The 26,987-nt window shown below is 65.1% G+C and carries 21 protein-coding genes; 14 read left to right on the forward strand and 7 right to left on the reverse strand.

Translation table 11 applies throughout. From position 1 onward, the window contains the following. Positions 1-13: 13 nt before the first annotated feature. The 6 genes from QTA58_RS05305 to QTA58_RS05330 are packed head-to-tail and all read left to right on the forward strand — an operon-like array spanning position 14 to position 5,264. Positions 14-1,027, forward strand: coding sequence for an aldo/keto reductase (locus tag QTA58_RS05305; protein ID WP_289671986.1), 1,014 nt, complete (start codon positions 14-16; stop codon positions 1,025-1,027). A 3-nt stretch (positions 1,028-1,030) separates the two neighbouring features. Beyond that, positions 1,031-1,849: an amidohydrolase family protein gene (locus QTA58_RS05310; RefSeq protein WP_289671987.1), complete on the forward strand. Its 819-nt coding sequence runs from the start codon at positions 1,031-1,033 to the stop codon at positions 1,847-1,849. Between the two features lie 4 nt (positions 1,850-1,853). After that, entirely contained in the window at positions 1,854-2,861 is a 1,008-nt protein-coding gene (locus tag QTA58_RS05315; RefSeq protein ID WP_289671988.1) for a zinc-binding alcohol dehydrogenase family protein, read from the forward strand. Positions 2,862-2,871: 10 nt separating this feature from the next. Then, complete coding sequence (locus QTA58_RS05320) at positions 2,872-3,201, forward strand: L-rhamnose mutarotase (RefSeq protein ID WP_289671989.1); 330 nt, start codon at positions 2,872-2,874, stop codon at positions 3,199-3,201. Between the two features lie 32 nt (positions 3,202-3,233). Then, the gene (locus tag QTA58_RS05325; RefSeq protein WP_289671990.1) at positions 3,234-3,968 is read left to right on the forward strand and encodes an SDR family oxidoreductase; all 735 of its coding nucleotides are present in this window, start codon (positions 3,234-3,236) and stop codon (positions 3,966-3,968) included. Between the two features lie 18 nt (positions 3,969-3,986). Next, complete coding sequence (locus QTA58_RS05330; protein ID WP_289671991.1) at positions 3,987-5,264, forward strand: L-fuconate dehydratase; 1,278 nt, start codon at positions 3,987-3,989, stop codon at positions 5,262-5,264. Here the strand turns inward: QTA58_RS05330 and QTA58_RS05335 are convergent. Further along, the gene (locus QTA58_RS05335) at positions 5,261-6,661 is read right to left on the reverse strand and encodes a mannitol dehydrogenase family protein (RefSeq protein WP_289671992.1); all 1,401 of its coding nucleotides are present in this window, start codon (positions 6,659-6,661) and stop codon (positions 5,261-5,263) included. The two genes, QTA58_RS05330 and QTA58_RS05335, sit on opposite strands and share 4 nt — an antisense overlap. Positions 6,662-6,856: 195 nt before the next feature. Between QTA58_RS05335 and QTA58_RS05340 the strand changes: the two genes are divergently transcribed. Beyond that, complete coding sequence (locus QTA58_RS05340) at positions 6,857-8,152, forward strand: cystathionine gamma-synthase family protein (RefSeq protein ID WP_289671993.1); 1,296 nt, start codon at positions 6,857-6,859, stop codon at positions 8,150-8,152. 33 nt (positions 8,153-8,185) lie between these two features. On the opposite strand, the gene QTA58_RS05345 is transcribed toward QTA58_RS05340, so the two are convergent. The 4 genes from QTA58_RS05345 to QTA58_RS05360 all read right to left on the reverse strand — a co-directional run bounded on the left by QTA58_RS05345 (position 8,186) and on the right by QTA58_RS05360 (position 15,109). Further along, a complete protein-coding gene (locus QTA58_RS05345; RefSeq protein ID WP_289671994.1) occupies positions 8,186-8,581 on the reverse strand; it encodes a hypothetical protein in 396 nt (131 codons plus the stop codon). Between the two features lie 935 nt (positions 8,582-9,516). Continuing rightward, the gene (locus tag QTA58_RS05350) at positions 9,517-11,733 is read right to left on the reverse strand and encodes a 3-hydroxyacyl-CoA dehydrogenase NAD-binding domain-containing protein (RefSeq protein ID WP_289671995.1); all 2,217 of its coding nucleotides are present in this window, start codon (positions 11,731-11,733) and stop codon (positions 9,517-9,519) included. Positions 11,734-11,922: 189 nt separating this feature from the next. Next, on the reverse strand, positions 11,923-13,131 hold the full coding sequence (locus tag QTA58_RS05355; RefSeq protein ID WP_289671996.1) for an acetyl-CoA C-acetyltransferase: 1,209 nt from the start codon (positions 13,129-13,131) through the stop codon (positions 11,923-11,925). A 184-nt stretch (positions 13,132-13,315) separates the two neighbouring features. After that, positions 13,316-15,109, reverse strand: coding sequence for an acyl-CoA dehydrogenase C-terminal domain-containing protein (locus QTA58_RS05360; RefSeq protein WP_289671997.1), 1,794 nt, complete (start codon positions 15,107-15,109; stop codon positions 13,316-13,318). A gap of 480 nt (positions 15,110-15,589) precedes the next feature. Between QTA58_RS05360 and QTA58_RS05365 the strand changes: the two genes are divergently transcribed. The 3 genes from QTA58_RS05365 to QTA58_RS05375 all read left to right on the forward strand — a co-directional run bounded on the left by QTA58_RS05365 (position 15,590) and on the right by QTA58_RS05375 (position 21,523). Beyond that, positions 15,590-19,546, forward strand: a complete 3,957-nt coding sequence (locus QTA58_RS05365; protein ID WP_289671998.1) for a peptidoglycan-binding protein — start codon at positions 15,590-15,592, stop codon at positions 19,544-19,546. Positions 19,547-19,793: 247 nt separating this feature from the next. Beyond that, positions 19,794-20,720, forward strand: coding sequence for a sulfite exporter TauE/SafE family protein (locus QTA58_RS05370; protein WP_085423358.1), 927 nt, complete (start codon positions 19,794-19,796; stop codon positions 20,718-20,720). After that, on the forward strand, positions 20,720-21,523 hold the full coding sequence (locus QTA58_RS05375) for a TIGR02186 family protein (RefSeq protein ID WP_289671999.1): 804 nt from the start codon (positions 20,720-20,722) through the stop codon (positions 21,521-21,523). Before QTA58_RS05370 ends, QTA58_RS05375 begins: the two co-directional genes overlap by 1 nt. Here the strand turns inward: QTA58_RS05375 and QTA58_RS05380 are convergent, their stop codons facing one another. Further along, positions 21,524-22,042, reverse strand: coding sequence for a helix-turn-helix domain-containing protein (locus QTA58_RS05380; protein WP_085422277.1), 519 nt, complete (start codon positions 22,040-22,042; stop codon positions 21,524-21,526). A 97-nt stretch (positions 22,043-22,139) separates the two neighbouring features. On the opposite strand from QTA58_RS05380, the gene QTA58_RS05385 reads away from it, so the two are divergent. From QTA58_RS05385 to QTA58_RS05400, 4 genes are all read left to right on the forward strand, one after another. Continuing rightward, a complete protein-coding gene (locus QTA58_RS05385) occupies positions 22,140-22,700 on the forward strand; it encodes a dihydrofolate reductase family protein (protein ID WP_289672000.1) in 561 nt (186 codons plus the stop codon). A gap of 98 nt (positions 22,701-22,798) precedes the next feature. Continuing rightward, entirely contained in the window at positions 22,799-24,595 is a 1,797-nt protein-coding gene (locus tag QTA58_RS05390) for a chloride channel protein (RefSeq protein WP_289672001.1), read from the forward strand. Positions 24,596-24,675: 80 nt separating this feature from the next. Next, complete coding sequence (locus tag QTA58_RS05395) at positions 24,676-25,623, forward strand: alpha/beta hydrolase (protein ID WP_289672002.1); 948 nt, start codon at positions 24,676-24,678, stop codon at positions 25,621-25,623. A 71-nt stretch (positions 25,624-25,694) separates the two neighbouring features. Then, entirely contained in the window at positions 25,695-26,132 is a 438-nt protein-coding gene (locus tag QTA58_RS05400; RefSeq protein WP_289672003.1) for a universal stress protein, read from the forward strand. Between the two features lie 56 nt (positions 26,133-26,188). Here QTA58_RS05400 and pdeM read toward each other — a convergent pair whose 3' ends face one another. Further along, positions 26,189-26,899, reverse strand: coding sequence for a ligase-associated DNA damage response endonuclease PdeM (pdeM, locus tag QTA58_RS05405; protein ID WP_289673028.1), 711 nt, complete (start codon positions 26,897-26,899; stop codon positions 26,189-26,191). Positions 26,900-26,987: the final 88 nt, after the last annotated feature.

A 26,987-nucleotide genomic window follows, 5' to 3' on the forward strand; every position in this document is an offset into this window, starting at 1 on the left:
CAAGGAATGTCTGATGAACGTCGCCGACCGCCGAAAGCTGCCCAACGCTCCCGTCGAACTGACCGTCATGGGTCTCGGCTGCGCGCAGATGGGCAATCTCTATCGCAAGACCTCCTATGAGGAAGCGGCCGGCGCCTTCAAGGCAGCCTGGGAGGCGGGCATCCGCTATTACGACACCGCGCCTTTCTACGGTTATACCCGCTCGGAACGGCGGCTCGGCACCATGCTGACGGACCTGCCGCGCACGGACTACGTGCTCAGCACCAAGGTCGGCCGGGTGATGCAGCCGGACGAGACGGTGGGGCCGGAAGAGGACGGCTATGTGGAGCCGCTGCCCTTCCGCCCGGTCTTCGACTACACCCATGACGGCATCATGCGCTCCTTCGAGGCGAGCCGGCAGCGGCTCGGCATCCTGAAGCCCGATATCCTCTACATCCACGATATCGGCGGCATGACCCATGGCGAAAAGCACCAGCACTACTGGCGGCAACTGACCGATGGCGGCGGCTTCCGGGCGCTCGGCAAGCTGCGTGAGGAAGGCCTTACGAAGGCTGTCGGCCTCGGCGTCAACGAATGGGAGATCATCGCCGATGCGATGAAGGTCTTCGACATCGACGTCGCCATGCTTGCCGGCCGCTATACGCTGCTCGAACAGCAGAGCCTTGCCTTCATGGACGATTGCGCCAGACGTGGCGTCGGCATCGTCATCGCCGGGCCGTTCAATTCCGGCCTGCTCGCCGGCAACAGGAAGTTCAACTATACGGATGCGCCGGCGGAAATCCTCGCTCGCGTCGACGTGCTCAATGCGGCGTGCGAAGAGGAAGGCGTCACGCTGCCGGCTGCGGCGCTGCAATTCCCCCTCGCCCATCCGGCTGCGATGACCATCGTTTCCGGCGCGCGCACGGCCGGGCAGATCAGATCGAACGTCGACTGGTTCGCAGAAGAAATCCCCGCCTCCTTCTGGTCGCGGCTGAAGGAGCGCAGGCTGATCGCCGATGGAGCCCCCGTCCCCGGCGAAGGAGCCTGAGCGATGCGGATCGACGCGCATCAGCATTTCTGGCGGATCGCCGACCGGACCGGCCAATGGCCGCCGCCGGAGCTTGCCGCCATCCATCGCGATTTTCTGCCGGAAGACATGCAGCCGCTGATCGCCGCCGCCGGGATCGACGGCACGGTGCTGGTGCAGACGATGGAGAACGAGGCCGACACCGCCTTCATGCTGGACCTTGCCGAGAGGACGCCCTTCATCCTCGGCGTCGTCGGCTGGACGGACATGAAGGCCGCCGGGGCGCCCGCCAATATCGCCCGGCTGGCGCGGCATCCGAAGCTGAAAGGCTTCCGGCCGATGCTGCAGGATATCGCCGACGACCGCTGGATCGACGACCCGGCGCTCGATGCCGCCGTTGGAGCAATGGTTGAACACCGTCTCGTCTTCGACGCGCTGGTCCTGCCGCGGCATCTGGAACCGCTCGCGAATTTCGCCCGCCGTCACCCGGACCTGCCCATCGTCGTCGACCATGGCGCAAAGCCGCCGATATCGGAGGGCCGGTTCATTGGCTGGTATGCGCGGATGAAGGCGCTTGCGGAACTGCCCAATGTGCATTGCAAGCTTTCCGGCCTGTTGACGGAAGCCGGCGACCAGAAGCCGCAAGCCGTGCGGCCCTATGCCGAAACCATCCTCGACCTCTTCGGCCCGGACCGGGCGGTCTGGGGCAGCGACTGGCCGGTGCTCAGGCTCGCCGGCGACTATTCCGCCTGGCTCGACCAATGCCTCGATATCGTGCCGGCTCAGCACCATGCTGCCGTCTTCGGCGGCAATGCGCAGCGTTTCTACCGGCTTGGAGCGTAAGCCAATGCTGACTGTCATCTGCGAAGCACCCGGCAAGCTCAGCACCATAGACCGTCCCAAACCTCTGCGCGGCGAAGGCGAGGTGCTGCTGAAACTCCGCCGCATCGGCGTCTGCGGCACGGACCTGCACATCTTCACCGGCAACCAGCCCTATCTCTCCTATCCGCGCGTGATGGGTCACGAGCTTGCCGCAACGGTCGAGGAGGCGCCCGCCGGCAGCCGGCTTGCGGCCGGCGACACGGTGTCGATCATTCCCTACATTTCCTGCGGGCACTGCAGCGCCTGCCTGAAAGGCAAGACCAATTGCTGCCGCAATATCGGCGTGCTCGGCGTCCATCGCGACGGCGGGATGACCGAATATCTGAGCCTGCCGGAGGAATTCGTGCTGAAGGCCGACGGGCTGTCGCTCGACCAGGCGGCCATGGTGGAGTTCCTGGCGATCGGCGCCCATGCGGTGGCCCGCGCCCGCATCGAGCCCGGCCAGAAGGTGCTGGTGACGGGGGCCGGGCCGATCGGGCTCGCAGTCGCCATCTTCGCAAAGCTCGACGGCGGCGACGTGACCCTGCTCGACGGCCGTGCCGACCGGCTGGAATTCGGGCGTCGGCATCTCGGGACCACTTCCACCGTCCAGCTCGGCAACGGCGACCTGGAGCAACTTTCCGCGATCACCGGGGGTGATTTCTTCGACACGGTCTTCGATGCCACCGGCAATGCCAAGGCGATCGAGCGCGGTTTCGGCTTCGTGGCGCATGGCGGCACCTATGTTCTCGTCTCCATCGTTTCGAGCGACATCACCTTCTCCGATCCGGAATTCCACAAGCGCGAGACGTCGCTGCTCGGCAGCCGCAACGCCACGCGCGCCGATTTCCAGCGGGTCATGCAGGCCATGCGGGCGGGCAACATCCCCGAGGCCCTGATAACCCATAGAATGATGCTGCGGGACGTGCCCGAAGGTTTTCGGAAACTGACCGATCCGGCCGCCGGCGTCGTCAAGGCGCTGGTGGAAGTCTGAGGAGAGAACGATGCAGCGCATGGGCATGGTGATCGGCGTCGAGCCCCACATGATCGCGGAATACAAGCGGCTGCACGCGGCCGTCTGGCCGGAGATCCTCGCTCTCATCAGCCGCTGCAACATCAGGAACTACACGATATTCCTGCGCGAACCGGAGAACCTCCTTTTCGGCACCTGGGAATATCACGGCGCGGATTTCGAGGCCGATATGGCGAAAATGGCCGCCGATCCGAAGAATCAGGAGTGGTGGTCCTTCACCATCCCTTGCCAGAGGCCGCTTGCAAGCCGCAAAGAAGGCGAATGGTGGGCGATGATGGAGGAGGTGTTCCATCATGACTGATCCGCTGGGCCAGGAAAAATCGAGGACATGACATGACGACCAGACTGGATGACAAAACCGTACTTGTGACCGCCGCGGGCCAGGGCATCGGGCGCGCGACGGCGCTCGCCTTCGCGGAGGCCGGAGCGACGGTCCATGCGACGGACATCAACGAAACGCTGCTCGCGGCATTGCCGAACATCGGCAATCTCACGACCGCCCGGCTCGACGTGCTCGACGACGGCGCCGTCAGGGCCTTCGTGGAAAAGGCCGGCACGATCGACATCCTGTTCAACTGCGCCGGTTTCGTGCATGCCGGCTCGATCCTCGAGATGAAGGACAGCGAGCTGGAATTCGCGCTCGACCTCAACGTCAAGTCGATGGTGCGTACGATCCGCGCCGTGCTGCCGGGCATGCTGGCGCAGAAGGATGGCGCGATCATCAACATGTCGTCCGTCGCCTCCAGCATCAAGGGCGTGCCGAACCGCTTCGCCTACGGCCTCACCAAGGCGGCCGTGATCGGCCTCACCAAGTCCGTCGCCGCCGATTACGTGACCGAGGGCATCCGCTGCAACGCGATCTGCCCCGGCACGGTCGAAAGCCCCTCGCTGCAGGACCGCATGAAGGCGCAGGGAGACTACGAGACCTCCAAGGCCGCCTTCATCGCCCGCCAGCCGATGGGCCGGCTCGGCACGCCGGAGGAGATCGCAGAACTCGCCGTCTATCTCGCCGGCGCGACCTACACAACCGGCCAGGCCTATGCCATCGACGGCGGCTGGGCCCTCTGAAAACCATCGAGTGACCCCATGACCCGCATCACCGATCTCCGCGTCTTCGATCTGCGTTTCCCGACATCGCAAAGCCTCGACGGCTCCGATGCGATGAACCCGGATCCGGACTATTCGGCGGCCTATGTCATCCTCGATACCGATCGCGACGGGCTTTCCGGCCACGGCCTGACGTTCACGATCGGCCGCGGCAACGACATCTGCTGCATGGCGATCGAGGCGATGCGGCATCTGGTGGTCGGCCAGGAGCTGGAGGCCTTCGCCGAGGCGCCCGGCAGGTTCTGGCGCCACCTGACGAGCGACAGCCAACTGCGCTGGATCGGGCCAGAAAAAGGCGCGATCCATCTCGCCACCGGCGCCGTCGTCAATGCTTTCTGGGATCTCCACGCCAAGCAGCAGGGCAAGCCCGTCTGGCAGCTCGTCTCGGAAATGCCCGCGGAGGAGATCGCCGATATCGTCGACTACCGGTATCTCACCGACGTGCTTTCCCGCGACGAGGCGATCGCGATCCTCAAGAAAGCCGAGGCCGGCAAAGCGGAGCGCATCGAAACCCTCAAGCGCGAGGGTTACGCCTGCTACACGACTTCGGCGGGCTGGCTCGGCTATCCGGAAGACAAGCTCCGCCGCCTCTGCCGGGAGGCCGTCGATGCCGGCTTCAACCACGTCAAGATGAAGGTCGGCCGCGACTTGGAGGACGATATCCGGCGGCTGACCATCGCCCGCGAGGTGATCGGGCCCGACCGCTACCTGATGATCGACGCCAACCAGGTGTGGGAGGTCGGCCAGGCGATCGAGTGGGTGAAGAAGCTCGCCTTCGCCAAACCCTTCTTCATCGAGGAACCAACCAGTCCGGACGATATCGCCGGCCACCGGAAAATCCGGGAGGCGATCGGCCCGGTGAAGGTCGCGACCGGTGAGATGTGCCAGAACCGCATCATGTTCAAGCAGTTCATCGCGGAAGGCGCGATCGACATCGTGCAGATCGATTCCTGCCGCATGGGGGGGCTGAACGAAGTGCTCGCCGTGCTGCTGGTCGCCGCGAAATACGCTCTTCCCGTCTGGCCGCATGCCGGCGGCGTGGGCTTGTGCGAATACGTCCAGCATCTCTCGATGATCGACTATATCGCCGTGTCCGGCACCAAGGACGGGCGGGTGATCGAATATGTCGACCATCTGCACGAGCATTTCGTCGATCCCTGCGTCATCCGGAACGCCGCCTACATGCCGCCTTCGCGGCCGGGTTTCTCGATCGAGATGAAGCCGCAGTCGATCGCCGGCTACACCTTTCGCGGCTAGAGCTTTTCGAGCTCCGCATTCACCAGCGCGCGCCAGGCCCCGTTTTCGACGAGAGCCCGGGGAAAGAGGCCCGGGATCTCGAAGAAGGGAGCCGACGGGTCACCGGGCGCCGATTTCGCCGCCGCGGCCTTCAGTTCCGCGGCGCGCGGATCGCTGATCTCGGCCACCTTCGCGAGATAGGCCATCCAGACGGCCAGAACGTAAGCGAATGCCGACGCATCTCCGCCTTTCGCAAGCTCTTCCGCGGCCGGCAGCATGATCCGCTGCGGCAGCTTCTGCGAGCCGTCCATGGCGACCTGGCGGGTGGAATGGGCGACGCCGGGATTGGAAAACCGTTCGACGAGCTGCGCCTGATAGGCTTCGAGATCGATGCCGGGCACCGGGTCGAGCGTCTGCAGCACCGCCGCCATGTGCCGCCGGACCTTTTCGCGATAATCCGGCACGGCGATGACATCGCGGATATAGGTGAGGCCGTGAAGCTGGCCGAGATAGGCCATCAGCGAATGGGAGCCGTTCAAGAGCCGGAGCTTCATCTTCTCGTAGGGTTCGACATCGCCGACGAAGAGCGCGCCGCCGGCCTCCCATTCCGGCCGGCCGGAGATGAAGTGGTCCTCGATCACCCATTGCATGAAGGGTTCGGTATCGAGCGCCAGCTCGTCCTCGGCGCCGATCAGCCTTTCGGCGCGGGCACGCGTTTCCTCGGTGGCGGCAGGGACGATGCGGTCGACCATGCTGCAGGGAAAGGCGCCCTGCCCGGAAATCCAGTTGGCGAGCGCCGGATCACGGGCGCCCGCCATCTCGATCACGAGACGCCGGACGATGCGGCCGTTGGTCGGCAGGTTGTCGCAGCAGAGCACCGTGAACGGCGGCAGGCCGGCGGCATGGCGACGCGACAGGCCCTCGACCAGATAACCGACGACGCCGACGGGGGCTCGGGGATCGGCAAGGTCTGCGGCGACCGAGGGATGGCTGCGGTCGAGCCCGCCGGAGGCCGGATCGTAACCATAGGCCTTTTCCGTGACCGTGATGGTGACGACCCTGATCGCCGGATCGGCCATCAGGGACAGGATTTCCTCGCGATCCTCCGTGCCGGAAAGCCCCCTCACCACCGAACCGACGACCTGCGCGCTGTCGCCCGCTCCACTGCGGGCAATGACGGTATAGAGCCCGTCCTGCGCCCTCAGGTCATGGACGATATCCACCGAGCGTAAGCTGACGCCGACAATGCCCCAATCGCCGAACTCCTTCGCGAGCGCCGCGTCCGTATAGACCGCCTGATGCGCCCGATGAAAGGCGCCGACGCCGATATGCAGGATGCCGGGTTTCAGGGAGGTCCGGTCGTAGCCCGGCGTTATAACATCGGTCGGAAGGGGCGTGGATGCGGAAAGGCGCGGCATTTTTTTATCATCGATGCCCGCGGTCGATGGGCATCCTCCCGTTTCAAGACGGGAAAGTGATAGCCCTGCCGGAACGGCGCGGTCAACGGCATGCATCATACGTTCCACTCCCGATATCGTGCTTTCCGCGGCGCTTGAGAATGCGGCCCGCGGCCTTATTTCCATGGGACAGCTTCTCACCCGCAGGAGACGACCATGACCGCGCCGCATCCTTCCAAGACGCATATCGGCAATCACAGGCTCCACCCCGAAACGCAGATGCTGAACTACGGCTACGACCCGGAGCTTTCCGAAGGGGCCGTGAAGCCGCCGGTCTTCCTCACCTCCACCTTCGTCTTCAAGTCGGCCGAAGAGGGCCGCGACTTCTTCGATTTCGTCGCCGGACGCCGGGAGCCGCCGCCCGGAACCGGGGCGGGCCTCGTCTATTCCCGCTTCAACCACCCGAACAGCGAGATCGTCGAGGACCGCATGGCGGTCTTCGAGCAGACGGAAAGCTGCGCGCTCTTTTCCTCCGGCATGTCGGCGATCGCCACGACGCTGATGACCTTCGTACGGCCCGGCGACAGCGTCCTTCACTCCCAGCCGCTCTACGGGGGCACCGAGACGCTGCTTGCGAAAACCTTCCTCAACCTCGGCGTCGCGGCGGTGGGCTTTGCGGACGGCGTCAGCGAACAGTCCGTCACCGCGGCCGCGGAAGAGGCGATGGCGAAGGGCCGCGTCTCCGTGATCCTCATCGAGACGCCGGCGAACCCCACCAACAGCCTCGTGGACATCGCGCTGATGCGGCAGGTGGCGGAGACGATCGGCAGGCGGCAGGGGCACACGCCGGTCATCGCCTGCGACAACACGCTGCTCGGGCCGGTCTTCCAGCGGCCGATCGAGCACGGGGCAGACATCTCGCTCTATTCGCTGACCAAATATGTCGGCGGCCATTCGGACCTGATCGCCGGCGCCGCGCTCGGCTCCAAGGCGGTCGTCCGGCAGGTGAAGGCGCTGCGAGGCGCGATCGGCACGCAGCTCGACCCGCATTCCTGCTGGATGCTCGGCCGCAGCCTGGAGACGCTGTCGATCCGCATGGAGAAGGCGAATGCCAATGCGACGGCCGTCGCCGCCTTCCTGCGGGACCATCCGAAGGTGAAGAAGCTGCATTACCTTCCTTTCGAGGATCCCGGCTCGCCGGCCGGACAGGTCTTCGCCCGGCAATGCACGGGCGGCGGCTCGACCTTCTCTTTCGATATCCGGGGCGACATAGAGGGCGGGCAGCCGGCCTCCTTCCGCTTCCTGAACGCGCTGTCGATCCTCAAGCTGGCGGTGAGCCTCGGCGGCACGGAATCGCTTGCGAGCCACCCGGCGACCATGACCCATTCCGGCGTGCCGGCGGAGGTGCGGGAGCGGATCGGCGTGCTGGACAGCACGATCCGGCTTTCGATCGGCATCGAGCATCCAGACGACCTGATCGCGGACCTGACGATGGCGCTGGACAAGGCGTGAGGGCTGTTCGCGCGAAGCACTGGCGGGGCGGGGCTACCACGCCTCGCGATCTGCCCGCTGCCTGCCGTCGTATTTCGGCTCATCGTCTTCCTCCCTGCCACCGAGCCGCCTCATGCCCGCCAGCACCTCCGACTGGCGCGCCCCGCCAGGACCGACACAGGGCGGAAAGCTGTCGTGGTAACGCGGCTCGGCGCGATATTGCGCCTCCGTGAGAAAGCCCCTGCAGGCCTTGGCCCGGCGGCAGGATGAAAGGTCGCAGGTCTTCCAGAAGCCGAGATAGGTCGTGACATATTGGCTGAACTTCTGCAGTTCACGAGATTTCTGACGTTCCGGCAACGCGCTGAACTCGCCCCAGGTCATCCACGGCAGATAGGGCTGCCTGTTCTCTTCTTCGATGATGCGGCGGCATTCTTCTTCGCTTCTCGCCATCGTTCCTTTCTCCTTGATCTTCTTTTCCGGCACGGTTCCAACGGCGCGCGATTTCGTTCACGCGGCCGGTTCCGGCTCCGTGTTCGGTTCTGATTTCCTTTCACCGGCGAACCGGATCTGCTTTTTCTTCGGAGAGCCCACACGAATGCGGAACCTCAGTAGATTTTAGTATGTGGCTCCGCATTCGCGTGGCCTTCGGCGTTCTCTCGGGGCTTCCGGCCCCTACAGGTGATCATCTCGCCTCGCTGCGTGGCTTCGTTCGCGCCCGTCCTTTCGGGACAGGCCTGCCACTTGCACGGCTCAACCGAACCTGGCCTGGCGACCAGGGGGAGGCTTGATAGGGAAGCCCGTCTTTCGACGAACTCTCCATGGCCTTCACCTCTTCCACCGTCCCCGCACGTTACGGTTCCGATGGAAGCGCCGGCTCCCGCCTGCCCGCGAACGTCTCGCGAAACACTCCGGCGACGGAAGCGGGAGGATTGTAGGCATGGGTCGAGAGGGCGGGGATGAGAGAGAGCGATTTTTGCTGCCGATTTCCGACAAGGCCTTGATTTGCCTTGCGGCACCCCCCTCTGCCCTGCCGGGCATCTCCCCCACAAGGAGGGAGATCGGCTGGAAGCACCGGCTTCCCCAAACAAATAACAGCAAAGTCCGGCGAACCGGTGGTTGGGCGGGAAGATCATGCCACTTGTTATCTCCCCACCTGTGGGGGAGATGTCCGGCAGGACAGAGGGGGGCGGAAACCGAAGATCATCGGGAAAAGCTCGACCGCCTCGCCCTCCGCCATCCGCATCACCGGGCGGCATCTTTGCAACTGATCGTCATGCTCGGGCCTGTCCCGAGCATATGCAAACCATGGGCGTTTATAGATCCTCGGCACAAGGCCGAGGATGACGCCGAGCAGGAAGCACGGTTTGTCATCAGGCTGGGGCGGCTCACGCCGCCCGCTTCCCCTCTCCATACGGATCGAACCTTCCGTAGAAGGTCTCGCCCTTCGCGGCCATGTCCTTCAACAGTTCCGTCGGCTTGAAGTGGTCGCCGTAAGCCGAGGCGAGCTTTTCGCAGAGCGCGACAAAATTCTTCACGCCCATGCCGTCGATGTAGGAGAGCGTGCCGCCGGTATAGGGGGCGAAGCCGAAGCCCAGGATGGAGCCGACATCGGCTTCGCGGGGGTCCGTCACGATGCCTTCTTCCATGGTGCGAGCGGCTTCGAGGGCGATCGTCGCCAGGAGGCGCTGCTTCAGCGTGTTGACGTCGATCTCTTCCGCCTTCTTCTGCGGGTAGAGCGTCTTCAGTTCCGGCCAGAGATATTTCTTCGCGGGCTTGGCCGGGTATTCGTAGAAACCCTTGCCGTTCTTGCGGCCGCGGCGGTCGAAGACATCGACCATCTGGTCGATGAGCGCCATGTGCTCAATCTTGACGGCGTTGGGGCCGAGATCGGCGATCGAGGCCTTCATGATCTTCTGGGAGAGATCGACGGCGACCTCATCGTTGAGCGACAGCGGGCCGACCGGCATGCCGGCCATCTTGGCGGCGTTCTCGATCATCGCCGCCGGCACGCCCTCGATCAGCATGTCATAGGCCTCGTTGATATAACGGAAGACGCAGCGGTTGACATAGAAGCCGCGCGTATCGTTGACGACGATCGGTGTTTTTTTGATCGCCGCGACGTAATCCAGCGCCGTGGCGAGCGCCCTGTCGCCCGATTTTTCGCCGAGGATCACCTCGGTCAGCATCATCTTCTCGACCGGCGAGAAGAAATGCACGCCGATGAACTGGTCCGGGCGCCTGGAGTTTTCCGCAAGACCCGTGATCGGCAGGGTCGAGGTGTTGGAGGCGAAGACGGCGGTCTGCGGGATGACCGCCTCCACCTGTTCGATGACCACCTTCTTGACGGCGCGGTCCTCGAAGACCGCTTCGACGACGAAGCCGGCATCGGAGAGGGCGGAATAATCCGGCGTGGGGGTGATGAGGGAGAGGAGCTTTTCGCCCTCCTCCTTCGTCATGCGGCCCTTACCGATACTATCCGCCACCAGCTTTTCGGAGACGGACTTGCCCTTGTCGGCGGCTTCCTGGGTCTGGTCGATGAGGGTGACGGGAATGCCGGCGGCGGCCGTGACATAGGCGATCGAGGCGCCCATGAAGCCGGCGCCGACGACGCCGACCTTCTTGAACTCCGCCTTCGGCACGCCGGCCGGGCGGCGGGCGCCCTTGCCGAGCTCCTGCATGGAGACGAAGAGCGAGCGGATCATCGAGAAGGCTTCGGTGGTCTGCAGGATTTCGGTGAAATAGCGCTGCTCGACCTTCAACGCCGTATCGAAGGGGAGCTGCAGGCCCTCATAGACGCATTTGAGGATGGCGAGCGCGCCCGGATAGTTGCCGCCGGTTTCGCGGCGCAGGATGGCGGGGGCGGCCGGGAAGAGCTGGGCCGCGGCAGGCGTCCAGACGCCGCCGCCGGGGGCCTTGAAACCCTTCTCGTCCCACGGGGCGACGGGCTTCAGGCCGTCCTTGATCATCTGCTTCGCCGCGTTGATCAGCTCGGCCGGCTCGACCACCTGATGCACGAGGCCCATGGCCTTGGCGCGCTGGGCGGTGAGATTCTGGCCGGTGGTCATCATCTGCAGGGCATCCTGCGCGTTCGCGAGCCGCGGCACGCGCTGGGTGCCGCCGGCGCCGGGGAAGATGCCCACTTTCACTTCCGGGAGCGCTATCTTGACCGACTTGGAACTGGCAGCGACGCGGCCGTGGCAGGCGAGCGAAAGCTCGAAGGCGCCGCCCATGCAGGTGCCGTTGATCGCCGAGACCCAGGGCTTGCCGTTCGTCTCGATCTTGCGCCACAGCCAGGACATCCGGCCGGCGGCATCGAAGAGCTTCTTCGCCGCGCCCTGCGGATCCCTCGCCTTCTCCTCCTCCAGCATGGAGAACATGGACTTGATCATGGTGAGATCGGCGCCGCCCGAGAAGGAGGACTTGCCGGAGGTGAAGACGACGCCCTTGACGGCGCTGTCTGCCACCGTGGCATCGACGATCTTTTCGATCTCGTCCATCACCTCCATGGTGAAGACGTTCATCGACTTTTCCGGCATGTCCCAGGTGACGAGAGCAATGCCGTCCGCATCGGTTTCGACGGTGAAGTTCCTGTAGGTGCTCATGGCGGGATTTCCTCTTCCCTGAAATTCAATCGTGGCTCAGATCTGCCCCTCATCCGCCTGCCGGCACCTTCTCCCCGCCAGCGGGGAGAAGGGACATGCCGCTACGCTTCCGGTCCCCCTCGCCCCGTTTACGGGGAGAGGGTGCGCCGAGCGAAGCGGAGGCGGGGTGAGGGGCTTCCATGGCCTTCCTCAAACTCTCTCGATCACCGTCGCCGTGCCCATGCCGGCGCCGATGCAGAGGGTGACGAGCGCGGTGTTCAGGTCGCGGCGTTCCAGCTCGTCCAGAACGGTGCCGAGGATCATCGCGCCGGTGGCGCCGAGCGGGTGGCCCATGGCGATCGCGCCGCCGTTGACGTTGATCCGGTCGTGGCCGATGTCGAAGGCCTGCATATAGCGCAGGACGACGGCGGCGAAGGCTTCGTTGAGCTCGAAGAGGTCGATATCGGAGAGCTTCATGCCGGAGCGTTTCAGGAGCTTTTCGGTGACGTCGACCGGACCGGTCAGCATCAGCGCCGGATCGGAGCCGATATTGGCGAAGGCCTTTATACGGGCGCGGGGTTTCAGGTTCATGCTCTCGCCGCCGGCCTTCGAGCCGATCAGGACGGCAGCGGCGCCATCGACGATGCCCGACGAATTGCCGGCGTGGTGGACATAGTTGATGCGCTCGATTTCCGGATGGGCCTGGATGCCGACGGCTTCGAAGCCGCCCATTTCGCCGGGCATCTGGAAGGATGGATTGAGGCTCGCCAGCGCCTGCATGTCCGTTTCCGGGCGCATGTGCTCGTCGCGGTCGAGGATGGTGAGGCCGTTTTGGTCCTTCACGGGGATGACGGAGTTCTTGAAGTAGCCGGCCTCCCAGGCCTTGCCGGCGCGCTTCTGGCTCTCGACGGCATAGGCGTCGACATCGTCGCGCGAAAAGCCGTATTTGGTGGCGATGAGATCGGCCGAGACGCCCTGCGGCATGAAATAGGCGGGGAAATTGACCGACGGGTCCATGAACCAGGCGCCGCCGGACATGCCCATGCCGACGCGGGACATCGATTCCACGCCGCCGGCGATGACGATGTCGTCGGAGCCGGCGGCGATCTTGCCGGCCGCGAAGTTCACGGCATCGAGGCCCGAGGCGCAGAAGCGGGAGATCTGCATGCCGGGAGCGCGGGTGGAGTAGCCGGCCTCGAAGGCGGCGGCCTTGGGGATGACGGCGCCGGCATCCATGACCGGATCGACGCAGCCCATGATGATGTCGTCGACGGTCGCCGTATCGAGGCCGTTGCGGTCGCGGATCGCTTCCAGAGTCCTGGCGGCGAGGCGGACGGAGGGCACCTCGTGCAGCGAACCATCCTTCTTGCCGCGACCGCGCGGGGTGCGCACATGGTCGTAAATGAAGACTTCGGTCATGGTGTCATCTCCCTGGATGGCAATCGGGTTGCCTTCGAATTTCAAATACAAGCCCCTCATCCGCCTGCCGGCACCTTCTCCCCGTTTTGACGGGGAGAAGGACGAATACCGCACCCTCGGCGCCTAAGTTGGGCACGCCCCCTCTCCCGCAAGCGGGGAGAGGGTTAGGGTGAGGGGCAGAACCTTAAAACGCCTCGGCCGCCAGTTCCATCACCGTATCGGCGCCGGCCTCGATGCGGGCCTTGCGGAGAGCCGTCTCGGGCATGATCTTCTCCATGAAGAACTTCGCGGTGACCAGCTTGTTCTTCAGATAGTCCTCCCGGGCGTCGCCGGCGGCAAGCTTCTCCTGGGCCGCCTTGGCGATCTTCGCCCACATGTAGCCGAGCGTGACGAGGCCGAAGAGGTGCATGTAATCGGTCGAGCCGGCGCCGGCATTGTCGGGCTTGGCCATGGCGTTCTGCATGAACCACATGGTCGCGGCCTGCAGGTCGTTCAAGCCCTTCTTCAGATGCTTGGTGTAGAAGGACATCTGCTCGTCGGCGCGGTTCTCCTCGCAGAAATCGCCGATCTCCTTGAAGAAGGCCATGGCGGCGCGGCCGCCGTTCAGCGCCAGCTTGCGGCCGACCAGATCGAGCGCCTGGATGCCGTTGGCGCCTTCGTAGATCATGGTGATGCGCGCGTCGCGCACATACTGGCTCATGCCGTGCTCTTCGATATAGCCGTGGCCGCCGAAGACCTGCTGGGCCATGACGGCATGCTCGAAACCCTTGTCGGTCATGACGCCCTTGAGGATAGGGGTGGCGAGACCGAGCAGATCGTCGGCGTTCTGCCGCTCCTTCTCGTCTTCCGAGCGGTGGGCGATGTCGGATTTCAGCGCGGTCCAGAGCAGGAAGGCGCGACCGGCCTCGTTGAAGGCGCGGATGGTCATCAGCGTGCGGCGGATATCCGGATGGACGATGATCGGGTCCGCCTTGCCGTTCGGGTTCTTCGGGCCGGAGAGCGAGCGGCCCTGGATGCGCTCGCGCGCATAGCCGGCGGCGTTCTGGTATGCCGTCTCGGCGATCGCAAGGCCCTGCAGGCCGACGCCGAGGCGGGCCTCGTTCATCATCACGAACATGGCGGCAAGGCCCTTGTTCTCGGCGCCGATCAGGTAGCCGGTCGCCTCGTCGTAGTTCATGACGCAGGTGGCGTTGCCGTGAATGCCCATCTTGTGCTCGATCGCGCCGCAGGAAACGCCGTTGCGCTTCCCGAGCGAACCGTCTTCCCCGACCATGAACTTCGGCACGATGAAGAGCGAGATGCCCTTGGTGCCTTCCGGGGCGCCCTCGATGCGGGCGAGCACCAGGTGGATGATGTTGTCCGTCATGCCGTGCTCGCCGGCGGAGATGAATATCTTCTGGCCGGAGATCCTGTAGCTGCCGTCGCCGTTCGGCACGGCGCGGGTGCGCAGGAGGCCGAGATCGGTGCCGCAATGGGGCTCAGTGAGGTTCATGGTGCCCGACCAGGTGCCCTCCACCATCTTCGGCAGATAGGTCTCTTTCTGCTCGTCCGAACCGTGGACGAGGATGGCGGCGATCGCGCCTTGCGTCAGGCCCGGATACATCATCAGCGACATGTTGGCGGACGACATGTATTCGCCGACGGCGGCATGCAGCGTGTAGGGCAGGCCCTGGCCGCCGAATTCCGGCGGAACGGCAAGGCCGATCCAGCCGCCCTGGCAATACTGGTCGTAGGCTTCCTTGAAGCCCTTCGGCACCGAGACCGTGCCGTCGTCATGACGCGTGCAGCCTTCCTGGTCACCCGGCAGGTTGAGCGGGAAAAGCACGTCCTCCGCCACCTTGGCCGCCTCGCCGACGATCGCTTCCAGCATGTCCGGCGTGGCATCGGCAAAACCCGGCAGATTGCCGTAGCGCTCCAGTCCCAGCACATCGTTCAAGATGAAAAGCGTGTCGTTCACCGGCGCCTTGTACACTGGCATGGTCGAGCTTCCTCCATATCCTCGTCCCGGACCTTCGACTCGTGGCGGGGTCCGGATTTCCTTTACCATGAATAATTGACGTTTGCGTAAACGTCAAATGCGACGCGGCGAAAATCGCCGACTTATCGCTGCTGCGGCCCCACCCCGCTTACGGCCTGGCGAGGAGGAGCGCTGCGGCACCGGAACGAGCGGGCAAGAAGATCAGGGCCGGCAGGCGGCACGTCATCACCCCCTATGCACGAACGTTCGCGTCAAAAAGGTTAAATTTTTACGTCGATTAACGACTTGTTTACCACGTTTCGGGAAATAGTGGGCTCTCCGCCGGCGCAGCGTATTTGCTTCGGGAAAGGCAACGTCCGTCGGAATGGCAAGTCTTGCGTAAGGTACCCCTAATATAAGGCTGATTTCACGGGTGGAGACGATCCTTCCGGCACGGCCTTGACGAGGGCCGGCAAGTACAACGTCGAAACGAGCGAGCAAATGAACGGATCACGATCGACTCCTCACCGTCATGGCGACCGCTCTTCCCTGGATGCGCTGAACCGCACCATCGAAGGGCTGGAGGCTCGTATCGAGGGGCTGATGTCGGGCGCCGGCCGCGATCCCCGTTCATCGAAGAACCTCGAAGCCCGCGATCCGCGCCAGGAGCGGCGCCCGGCACCGGCTTCGGCCTCCCATCGCGCTCCCGAATTCGCCGGCGATCCGCTCGCCCAGATCCGCGAGCGCCAGCGCATGCTCGAGACCGGCCGCGACCGCAGCACCCGCCCCGAGCGCCCGCACGCGCCCGAGGCGCGGCGCGAAGTTTCCCGCCCCGCCGAACCGCGGCGCAGCGACGTGCGTCCGCCGGAAGCCCACCGGCCCCTGGAACGCCAGGCGGCGGCGCCTGCCGGAACGTCCGGTTATGCCGCGGCGCGCTACCCCTCCCCGCCCCGCCGGGAAGAGTTCGTCCGCCCCGCCGCACAGCCGCACATGCCGGCGCATCAGCCACAACAGCATCAGCCACCACAGGGCGACAACGGCATGCGGGATATCGCCCAGGCGCTGGTCGGGCTGCGCCAGGAGCTGAAGCAGGATATTTCCGAAGGCGTCGCGCGCGAGATGAACGCCCTGCGCGGCGAAATCCGTTCGATCATCTCCATCGCCGAGGACCAGCGCTTCACCGAGGACCTGCGCGAGGATCTCGCAAGGCTTGCGGAAGGCATCAACCAGCTCGGCTACCAGGCGACGCCGGAGGCGGCCGGGCTGCGCGCCGAGTTCGAGGAATTGCGCTCCGTCATGGAAGGGCTCGCCCGCGAAGATTCCGTGCGGCGGATCGAAAGCCAGTGGCAGGGGCTCGAAGAGCGCATGCACGACCTGGACTCGGCGGCGCTGCGGGAGGAACTCGTCTCGCTCGCCTATCGCATCGACGAGATCAAGAGCCAGCTCGGCGAGATGAGCGACAACCCGGTCATCCGGGCGCTCGAACAGAAGCTGATCACCGTCGCCAGCGCCATGGAGCAGCTCGGCTCGCACATGCAGCCGAGCAGCGCGGCGTTTTCCGAACATTTCTCCACCCTCGACCAGCGGCTGGACGAGATCAGCCGGGCGATCGCGGCAGGCGGACGCGCTTCCGCCGCCGCGTCGATCGACCAGTCGTTCCTGCAGCGCCTCGAAGGCAGGATCGGCGCGCTCGCCGACCAGATCGACGCGTTGAGCCAGGCGTCCCACCATCAGGCCGATCCGACCGAGCTGCTTTCGGCCCGCATCGAAGCGCTCACGGGCCGCATCGAGGAACTGACCGACGAGCAGGCCGCGCTGCGCCTGGAAGACCGGCTGGAGCAGCTTTCGCTGATCCTCGAACAGGCCCAGAAGCCGGCCGAACAGCCGGAGATCTTTCACCATCTTGCCGACATTTCCCGCAGGATCGAGGGCCTGGAAAAGGGCTCCGTCAACGACGTGCTTGCAGAACGGCTCGACTATCTGGCGCGGCGGATCGAGGAGATGGACCATCAGCCGCGGATGCAGCCGGCGATGGACGGAAATGCCTTCGGGCGCATCGAGGACCGGCTGAGCGACATCGCCGCCCGTCTGGACGAGGCAACGGCCGCACCGCGGGGCGACGACGGCGCGCTGCGCAATCTCGAAGAGCAGATCGCCCATCTTTCCGTGCTGATCAGCCAGCCGCAGCCGACCGCCGCGCTGCCCGCCGATTTCGACAGCCGCATGACGGCGATCGAAAGCTATATGGCGACCAACGACGAATACATCATCGAGGCGGCGCGCCAGGCAGCCGAGGCCGTCGTCGAAGCCTATTCCCGCCAGACGGCCGCCGGCACTCCGGTCGGCGCCGCCGACATGGCCGCCCTTTCGGCGCTCGCCGACGACCTGAAGCATCTCGAGGACCTGACGCGCAGCTCGGAAGAGCGGACGCACCACACGTTCGAAGCCCTGCACGGCACGCTGGTGCAGATCGCCGACCGGCTGGACGGCATGGAGGAACGGCTTGCCGCTTCCGCCCCTGCGGAGCGGTATTACAGCGAGCCCGAGCGGTACGAATCCCGCCTTTCCGCGGCCGCCATGCCGGCCGCGGCGACGTTTGCCGCAGCGCCCGAAGCGCTCATCAGCGGGGACGTTGCGCAGTCGCCGCAACCGGCCACAGCAGCCTTCGATGTCCAGGAAACGGGCGCCGGGGAGCTTTCGGAAACCGAAACGATGCTTCGGGCGGACACCAAGGCCGCTCCGAACGACATCGCCCCGAACGACAGGGCGGCCAAGACCAGCCTGCTCACCGAAATCTCCCGCCGCCTCCTGCCGGGCGGCAAGGGGGAAGCTGCCAAGACCAGCCGTGCCGTCGTCGAGCCGGCGCCTTCGCTCGACCCCTCGGACGCGCTGCCGTCCGATTACGAGAACGATCTTCTGGAGCCGGGTTCCGGCGCTCCCGACGTGAAGAAGATCCTGGAGCGGGTTCGCGCCAGCCAGGCCGCCGGCGCATTCGACGGCGATCGCCCGGCCGGCACCGAGCGGGCCGACTATATCGCCGCCGCCCGCCGCGCCGCCAAGGCCGCCGCGCAGGAAACCGATCCCTCGCAGAACGCCACGCCGGCAAAGGACCCGCGCAAGGCCGCCAAGCCCTCCGGCACCGGCATCGGCGCGATATTTTCCCGGCATCGCCGGCCGATCCTGATGGCCGTCGGCGCCGTGCTTCTGGCGCTGATGGCGATGCCGCTCGCCAAGACTTTGACCAGCGGAGCCAGGGCACCCGTGGGCGCCGCTCCCGTCGCGGCGATCGAGACGCCCGCCGAACCCGCTCCGGCCGACATGGCAGGCGGCAGCGAGAGCGCCGCACCCGAAAGCCTGGCCGGTGCCGACAGCATCGACAGCGGTTCGGAAATCGCCGCGGCGCCCGCAGTTCCGGAAGAGACCGCATCCGCCCCGGAAGCCGCATCGCCCCATCTCACCGATCCCAACCCGGCGGCCGGCGCACCTTCCCTCATGGAACCGGCCGGCACGGCGCCGGAGGCGCAGGACGATTTCGTCACCGTGCCCAAGGCGGAAGCCTCCGCCTCCCACTCCACCCTTCAGGCCGACATTCCGTCGGCGATCGTCGTTCCCGAAGGCATCGAGCCCAAGTCGCTTGCCGATGCGGCTGCGGCGGGCGATCCCAACGCCCTCTTCGAGATCGGCGCACGCTTCACCGAAGGGCGCGGCGTCCAGACGGACCTTTCGGAAGCCGCCAACTGGTACAAGCTCGCCGCCGACCGGGGGCTCGCCCCGGCGCAATACCGGCTCGCCAACCTCTTCGAGAAGGGCACCGGCGTCACGCGCGACCTCACCCGGGCGATGGCCTATTACAAGCAGGCCGCCGAGGCCGGCAATGCGAGCGCCATGCACAATCTCGCCGTCCTCTATGCCTCCGGCGCCGCCGGGCAGCCGGACTATGCGGCGGCCGTGGAATGGTTCGGCAAGGCCGCCGATCTCGGCGTTTCCGACAGCCAGTTCAACCTGGCGATCCTCTATGCGCGCGGCAACGGCGTGAAGCAGGATCTCGAAGAATCCTACAAATGGTTCGCGGTCGCGGCCAAGGACGGCGACAAGGACGCCGCCCAGAAGCGCGACGAGGTGGCGAACGCCATGCGCAAGGAGCAGCTCGAAAGCGCCCGCGCCAAGGCGGAGACCTGGAAGGTGCAGCCGCTCGATCCGCAGGCCAATTCGATCAACCTGCCGGACGAATGGGCTTCGGGCAAGCCGCTCACCACGGCTTCGGTCGACATGGAGAAGGCGATCCGCAACATCCAGGCGATCCTCAACAAGAACGGCTTCGACGCCGGCCAGCCGGACGGCAAGATGGGCGCCAGGACGACCGCGGCCATCAAGGCCTTCCAGACCTCGGTAGGGCAGGAGCCGAACGGCAGGATCAACGACGCGCTGGTGAAGGAACTGCTGGCGCGGAACAAGTAACTCTACTTACCCGACCGGTTTTGAAGAGTTGCGCGTTATTAATCACATCGCCACAAAAACGGTAAAATTGCCGAATTATCTGAGACTTGCGAATTGACTCGCGGCTCGCGCCGGGCGCATGTGGAAACAGGCGGCCGGCCGGCAATTTCGAGGGGTCAGGGTCGCGCACAATCCCATCGCCGCAGCGGGCGGACCCATGATCGCGCCGCCCGCGAGGCGGTGATTCATGCCTTTTCGGGGTTCGGCCGTGACTGTCTACCTGCCGATCGCAGAGCTTTCGGTGAACATCTTCATCATTCTCGGCATGGGCGCGGCCGTGGGCTTCCTGTCCGGCATGTTCGGCGTGGGCGGCGGCTTTCTCATCACGCCGCTGCTGATCTTCTACAACATTCCGCCCGTGGTGGCGGTCGCGACGGGCGCCAACCAGGTCGTCGCCTCATCGATCTCCGGCGCGATCACCCATTTCCGGCGCGGCACGCTGGACATGAAGCTCGGTTCGGTGCTGCTCGTCGGCGGCCTCCTGGGCGCGACGGCGGGCGTCTGGGTCTTCTCCTGGCTGAGGCGGGTCGGCCAGCTCGACCTCTTCATCTCGCTCCTCTACGTCGTGCTGCTCGGAACGATCGGCGGGCTGATGCTGCAGGAAAGCCTGCGCGCCATGCAGCGGGCGAGAAACAACGAGCCGCTGCCGCTGAAGCGCCCCGGCCAGCACAACTGGGTGCACCGGCTGCCCTTCAAGATGCGGTTCAAGAAATCGCGGATCTATCTGAGCGCCGTGCCGATCGTGACGCTCGGCTTCGGCATCGGCGTGCTCACCTCGATCATGGGCGTCGGCGGCGGCTTCATCATGGTGCCGGCGATGATCTATCTCCTGCGCATCCCGACCAACGTGGTCGTCGGCACGTCGCTCTTCCAGATCATCTTCGTGACCGCCTACACGACCATGGTGCAGGCGGCGACCAACTATTCCGTCGACATCGTGCTCGCCTCGATCCTCATGGTCGCCGGCGTGATCGGCGCGCAATACGGGGTGCGCGTCGGCCAGAAGCTGCGCGGCGAGCAGCTCCGCGCGCTGCTGGCGCTGCTCGTGCTCGCCGTCGGCATCCGCCTCGCGATCGGGCTCATCGTGACGCCGGAGGACATCTATTCGGTCGCGGTCGGGGGCTTGTCCTACTGATGCGCCGGCTCCTCCGCTCCGCCCTGCTGTTCGTGTTCGCGGCGCTCGCCTCGCCCGCGATGGCGCAGGTGCCGTTCGGGCAGGCCTCGACGGTGAAGGAGGGCCTGGAGATCGGCGCCTCGACCAGCGAAATCGCCATCGCCTCGGATTTCCGCGGCGCGGACCTGACGATTTTCGGGGCGCTCACCAATGCGGACGAACTGTTCCTGGCGATCGGGCAATACGACCTGATCGTCACGCTGGAGGGTCCGAAGGACTATGCCACGGTGCGCAAGAAGGAGCGCGTCTTCGGCATATGGATGAACACGCAGTCGATGACGTTCGAACAGGTGCCGGAAAGCTATTCGATGGCGAGCACGCGCCAGATCGACAGCATCGACCAGCCAACGAGCCTCAACGATATCGGCGTCGGCATCGATCACCTGGCGCTCAACCCGGTCGGCTACATTCCCGATTCCGGCCTGATCGGCGAGTTCCGCGACGCCTACCGGCGGCTGAAGCTCACGAGCGGGCTCTACCAGCGCGACACGAGCGGGGTGCGCTTCGTCTCGTCGAGCCTCTTCCGCGCCTCGCTGAGGCTGCCGGCCAACATTCCGGACGGCGTCCATGTGGTGCGCGCCTATCTCTTCAAGAGCGGCCAGCTCATCCTCCAGAAGGAACTGCCGCTGCGCGTCGTCAAGACCGGCATCGAACAGGCGATCACGGACGCGGCGCATAACCGGCCGCTCGCCTACGGTTTCCTGTGCGTGCTGATCGCCGTCATCACCGGCTGGGGCGCCAGCCTGATCTTCCGCAAGGACTGATCACTCGGCAGCCTCGGCGGCGGCCCGGTTGCGGGCGACGACTTCCAGATAGGCGGCGCGCAGGCGATCGAAGACGGACGGTTTATCGGGATCGCGCGGAGCGTGCAGATGCAGGACGCGCAGTTCCTGCATGAAATCCTCCCAGAGCGGGCGGCCGCCCTCCTCCAGAAGCTGGGCGCGGATCGAGAGCTCCTCCGAAACGGGAAGGAACCGCCGGCCCCAGGCACCCATCTCCGCGAAGATCGGCACCAGCCGGATCGACATCTCGGTGAGGCTGTAGATCGCCTTCTGCTTGTGGCTCGGGTCGTCCTCGCGGGTGAGCATTCCCCGCTCCACCAGGCGTTTCAGCCGGTCGGCCAGGATGTTGGAGGCGATCCCCTCCTCCGAATTCTGCAGCAGCTCGCGGAAATGACGGCGGTTGCCGAACATGATGTCGCGGATGACGATCAGGCTCCAGCGGTCGCCGAGAACCTCCAGCGTCAGATTGATCGGGCAGCCCGACCGGTGCACTTCTTCCATTTCTTTCTCCAAAAAACCGCTTGCATTATAAAATCAGTTTCGCTAACTTTCAACTGCTTGCTAAATGCAACTGGTTTTAACACGGATGGAGAATGAGATGAGAAAGCTGGTGGCCTGGAACCTGATGACGCTGGACGGCTATTTCGAGGGAGAGAAGCCCTGGGACCTGGAGTTTCACAACCACGCCTGGGGGCCGGAGCTCCGGGAGCTTTCCGAACAGTTCGGCAAGGAAGGCGATCTGCTGGTCTTCGGACGCAGAACCTACGAGGGCATGGCGGCCTACTGGCCGACGGCCGAGAACGAAGGGCCGGTCAAGGACTACATGAACAGCATCGCCAAGCTCGCCGTCTCGAAGACGATGAAGGAGGCGACATGGAACAACAGCCGCGTGGTGAGCGATCCGGTTGCGGAGCTCAAGACGCTGAAGGCGCAGGACGGCAAGACGATCTTCGTCTTCGGCAGCGCCGAGCTGATAGCCTCGCTGATGAAGGAAGGACTGATCGACGAATACCGCATCTGCATCGTGCCGGTGCTGCTCGGTTCCGGCAATCCGCTTTTCAAGACGGCGGACCAGGTGACGGAGCTGAAGCTCGTCTCTTCCGCAACCGCGGCCAACGGCGCGGTGATCCTGCATTATGAAATCGGGAAGGCCGCATGATACCGGCGCGGAGGCGGAAGGGACCGCTTTGACGGTTTGCTTCCGCCGCCGCCTGCACTAAGTAGGCCCCATCCTTCTCGTGCCCGCCTCGTGCCATCATGTTCAGCCGGATCATCTCATACCTGCCATCCGCCCGCATTCTTCTCGATCCGGCCGCGCTGCGCGTCCTTATCCGGCGCAGCGAATTCGGCCTCATCGTCGCGGCAGCCATGGTCGGCGTGCTTGCAGGTTTCGCCGTTGCGGGGATGAGCTGGGTCTCGCATGAACTGCATCAGCTGATCTTCAAGATCGAGGCGGGGGAAAGGCTGAGTTCCTCGGTCAATACGGACCGGCTTACCATTCTCGCGGCACCGATCGTCGGCGGCGCCGTCATGGGTCTCGTCTTCCTGATCCTGCGCAAGTGGCGCAAGAAGCCGATGGTCGATCCGATCGAGGCCAACGCGCTGCATGGCGGCCGCCTGTCGCTCACGGACAGCATTCTCGTCGCGGTCCAGAACCTGATCTCCAACGGTTTCGGCGCCTCCGTCGGGCTGGAGGCCGGCTATACCCAGCTCTCCTCCGGAATAGCCTCCAAGATCGGTTTCCTGCTGCAGCTTCGCCGCTCCGATCTCCGGATCCTCGTCGGCTGCGGCGCGGCCGGCGCGATCGCGGCGGCATTCAACGCGCCGCTGACAGGCGCGTTCTACGCCTTCGAGCTGATCATCGGCACCTATACGATCATCAGCCTTGCGCCGGTCGTGGTATCGGCGCTCACCGCGACCATCGTCACCCGGCTTTTCGTCGGCGACGCCTTCATGATCGACGTCGGGGATTTCGGCGCCGTCGTGCCGGCCGATTACGTGCCGGCGATCGTGCTCGGCATGTTCTGCGCCGGCGGCGGCATCCTGCTCATGAAAGGCGTGACCTTCGTCGAGGAACTGGCGCGCAAGAGCTCCATTTCACCGGTTTTCCGGCCGGCGCTCGGGGGCATCGCCGTCGGACTGCTCGCCCTCGTCGACCAGCAGGTGCTGGCCGCCGGCCACGGCGCCCTGCACCTCAACCTCAACCAGAGCATGACGGTCTTCGCGCTCCTGTCGATCCTGCTGCTGAAATCGGTTGCCAGCGCCATCTCGATCGGCTCCGGCTTTCGCGGCGGGCTCTTCTTCGCATCGCTGTTCCTGGGCGCGCTGCTCGGCAAGCTCTTCGCCTATGCCGCTCCCTACGTCTTCACCGAGGCGACGGTCACGCCGGTCATCTACGCGGTGGTCGGCATGAGCGCGCTGTCGGTCGCCGTCATCGGCGGTCCCCTGACCATGACGTTCCTGGCGCTGGAGGTGACGGGCGACTTTCCCATCACCGCGCTCGCGCTCGCAGCCGTCATCACCTCGTCGGTCACCGTGCGCAGCACTTTCGGCTATTCCTTCGCCACGTGGCGCTTCCACCTGCGCGGGGAAAGCATCCGCAGCGCCCACGACATCGGCTGGATCCGCAACCTCACCGTCGAACGGATGATGCGCGCGGACGTGCGCACCGCGCCGGTGACGATGAGCATCGAGGAATTCCGGAAGCAATTTCCGCTCGGCGCGACGCAGCGGGTGATCCTGGTCGACGAAGGCGAGAAATATGCGGGCATGATCCTGCTGCCGGACGTCTATGCCGCGCCGACCGAGGACGCCGAGAAGAAGGAGAAGCCGACGCTTGCCTCCTTCATACGTTACAGGAACGACGTGCTGCTGCGTTCCATGAACGCCAAGCAGGCGGCCGCGATGTTCGACAAGCTGGAGGCGGAAGCCCTGGCCGTCGTCAACAACCAGATCGAGCGCAAGGTCATCGGGCTCCTGACCGAAAGCCATACGCTCAGGCGCTACAGCGAAGAACTCGACCGGCGCCGCCGGGAGATGTCCGGCGAGATCTGAACGGCCGCGACAACCCCTTCCTTCGGATTATTGCGCCGCACACGATGGCGGCTATGGTGTGCTTGCGAGGGAGGCGGCACATGGCGGTCAACGAGAATACAGCCGGCTTGGCGCAGGAACCGGCAAAGGTGGCGGCGCGGCCTCTCGGCGAGCCGGTCTCCCTGACCTGCCGCGACGGGGTGGTGCTCAACGGGCATTTCTGGCCGGCCCGCGGCGAGCCGGCCGCCGGCATCGTCATCAATCCCGCCACCGGCGTGCTTGCCCGCTACTACCATTACTACGCGGACTTCCTCGCCCGGGAAGGGTTCGACGTGCTCACCTACGACTATCGCGGCATCGGCCTTTCGCGGCCGGAGACGCTGAGGGGGTGCCGCTATCGCTGGCGGGACTGGGGCGAACAGGATTTCGACGCGGCCCTGCGCCATCTGGCCACATCCCGGCCCGGGCAGCCGCTTCGCGTGGTGGGCCACAGTATCGGCGGCTACCTGCCCGGTCTTTCTCCTTGCGCGGGGCGGATCGACCGTATGCTGACCGTCGGCGCGCAATATGCCTATTGGCGGGACTATGCCGCCAGGCACCGGCTGCGCCTCTTCTACAAATGGCATGTGGTGATGCCCGCGCTGACGGCGCTCTACGGTTATTTTCCCGGAAGACGGCTGGGCTGGCTGGAGGACCTGCCGGCCGGCGTCGCCAACGAATGGAGCTTTCGGGGCGCCCGGATGGAGATGACCCATCCCGCCAATGAACGGGAGGACGTGTTGCGGCGCTTCGAGGCCGTGAAGGCGCCGATCCTGGCCGTCGCCGTCTCGGACGACGATATCGGTACCGTCGCCGCGGTCCGGCGGACGCTCGCCTACTACCGCAACGCGGACCGCACGGAGGTGCTGCTGAGACCTCAGGACTACGATCTCGAGGCGATCGGGCATTTCAGCCTGTTCCACTCCCGCCATGCCAACGGCTTCTGGCGGGACACTCTCAGGTGGCTGCGGGACGGAGAGAACCCCTGGGCGCCGGCACGGGACAATTGAGCAATGTCAATGAAGCGCCTACCTTAGAGCGTTCCTTGTTAGATTGAAGCCGCAAGATCACGGAGGCGCATATGTACAAACACATCCTCATCCCCATCGACGGATCGCCGCTTTCCACCCAGGCGCTCGAAAAGGCACTGGATTTCGCACACGAAACCGGCGCGGAAGCGACGGTGCTGGTCGTCATGGAGCCGCTGCAGGTCTTCACGCTCAATCCGGCCGGCATGGAAATCGCCTATGCGGAATACGACCGCCAGAACAACGAGGCCGCGGACGGCATTCTTTCCGGCGCCAGGGAGGCGGCGAAACAGCGCATGGTCGCCTGCGAAACCGTCAAGCTCGAAAGCACCGATCCGGCGAGCACGATCATCGAGGCGGCCGACAAGTACAATTGCGACCTGATCGCCATGGCCTCGCACGGCCGCTCCGGCTTCAAGGCGTTCATGCTGGGCAGCGTCACCATGAAGGTGCTGGCCAATTCCAAGACGCCGGTTCTGGTCTATCGGTAAGGTTTCGGGCTGGATGCCCAACCGAAAACGGCACTACCCTTCGGCATCCGCGCCGGTCAGCCGATGAGATTGGCGTAACGCACCGAATAGATGCGGTCGCGGCCGAGCAGGTGCGCGACCAGCGTCTCATGATCGAAGAGGCCGCGCATGGCCTGGTGGCGAAGATCGAGGCCGCCTGCCAGCACGCCGAAGGCCGGCATGAGAAGACGCGAACCGTCGCTCGCGAAGCATGGACGGCGGACGGATTTTTCCCGGCGGCGGACGGTGGCGGCGGGATGAAGATGGCCGGCGATCTCGCCTTTGCTCCCCCTCGGGCCGGAAATCAGGCTCGGCTCATGGCGGAAGACGAGGCCGCCGTAAAACAATTCGTCGGTGCAGGTTCCCGGCAGGCCGACGGTGCCGTCCGGATCGTGGTTGCCGTTGATCCAGATCCAGTCGCGGCCGCGCGCCATGGCGCCTATCAGCGAGCGCAGCTCCTGCGGCAGATGCTCGGAGCCTTTGCGGTCATGGAAATTGTCGCCGAGGGAGACCACGATCTTCGGATCGTAGCGGGTGATGACGGCGGACAGGATGTTGAGCGTGGCGATCGTGTCATAGGGCGGCAGCATCATGCCGCGGCGGGCGAAGGCAGCGCCTTTTTCGAGATGCAGATCGGACACGACGAGCATGCCCGTTTCCGGCAGATAGAGCCCGCCCATGGGATCGCAGACGGCGACGGTGCCGTTCACGACGATCTCTTCCGCGCCCGTGGCGGCTCCGGTCATCATTGTCGAACGGGCTGCGAGCCCGAGGCGGTGCATCAACTTCGTTTCTTCCCAATATTCGAGGTGGCCGCCTTCGTCCTTGCGACTGCCC

It is taken from the genome of Neorhizobium sp. CSC1952 (assembly GCF_030378245.1).
GTDB classification, from domain to species: domain Bacteria; phylum Pseudomonadota; class Alphaproteobacteria; order Rhizobiales; family Rhizobiaceae; genus Neorhizobium; species Neorhizobium oryzae_A.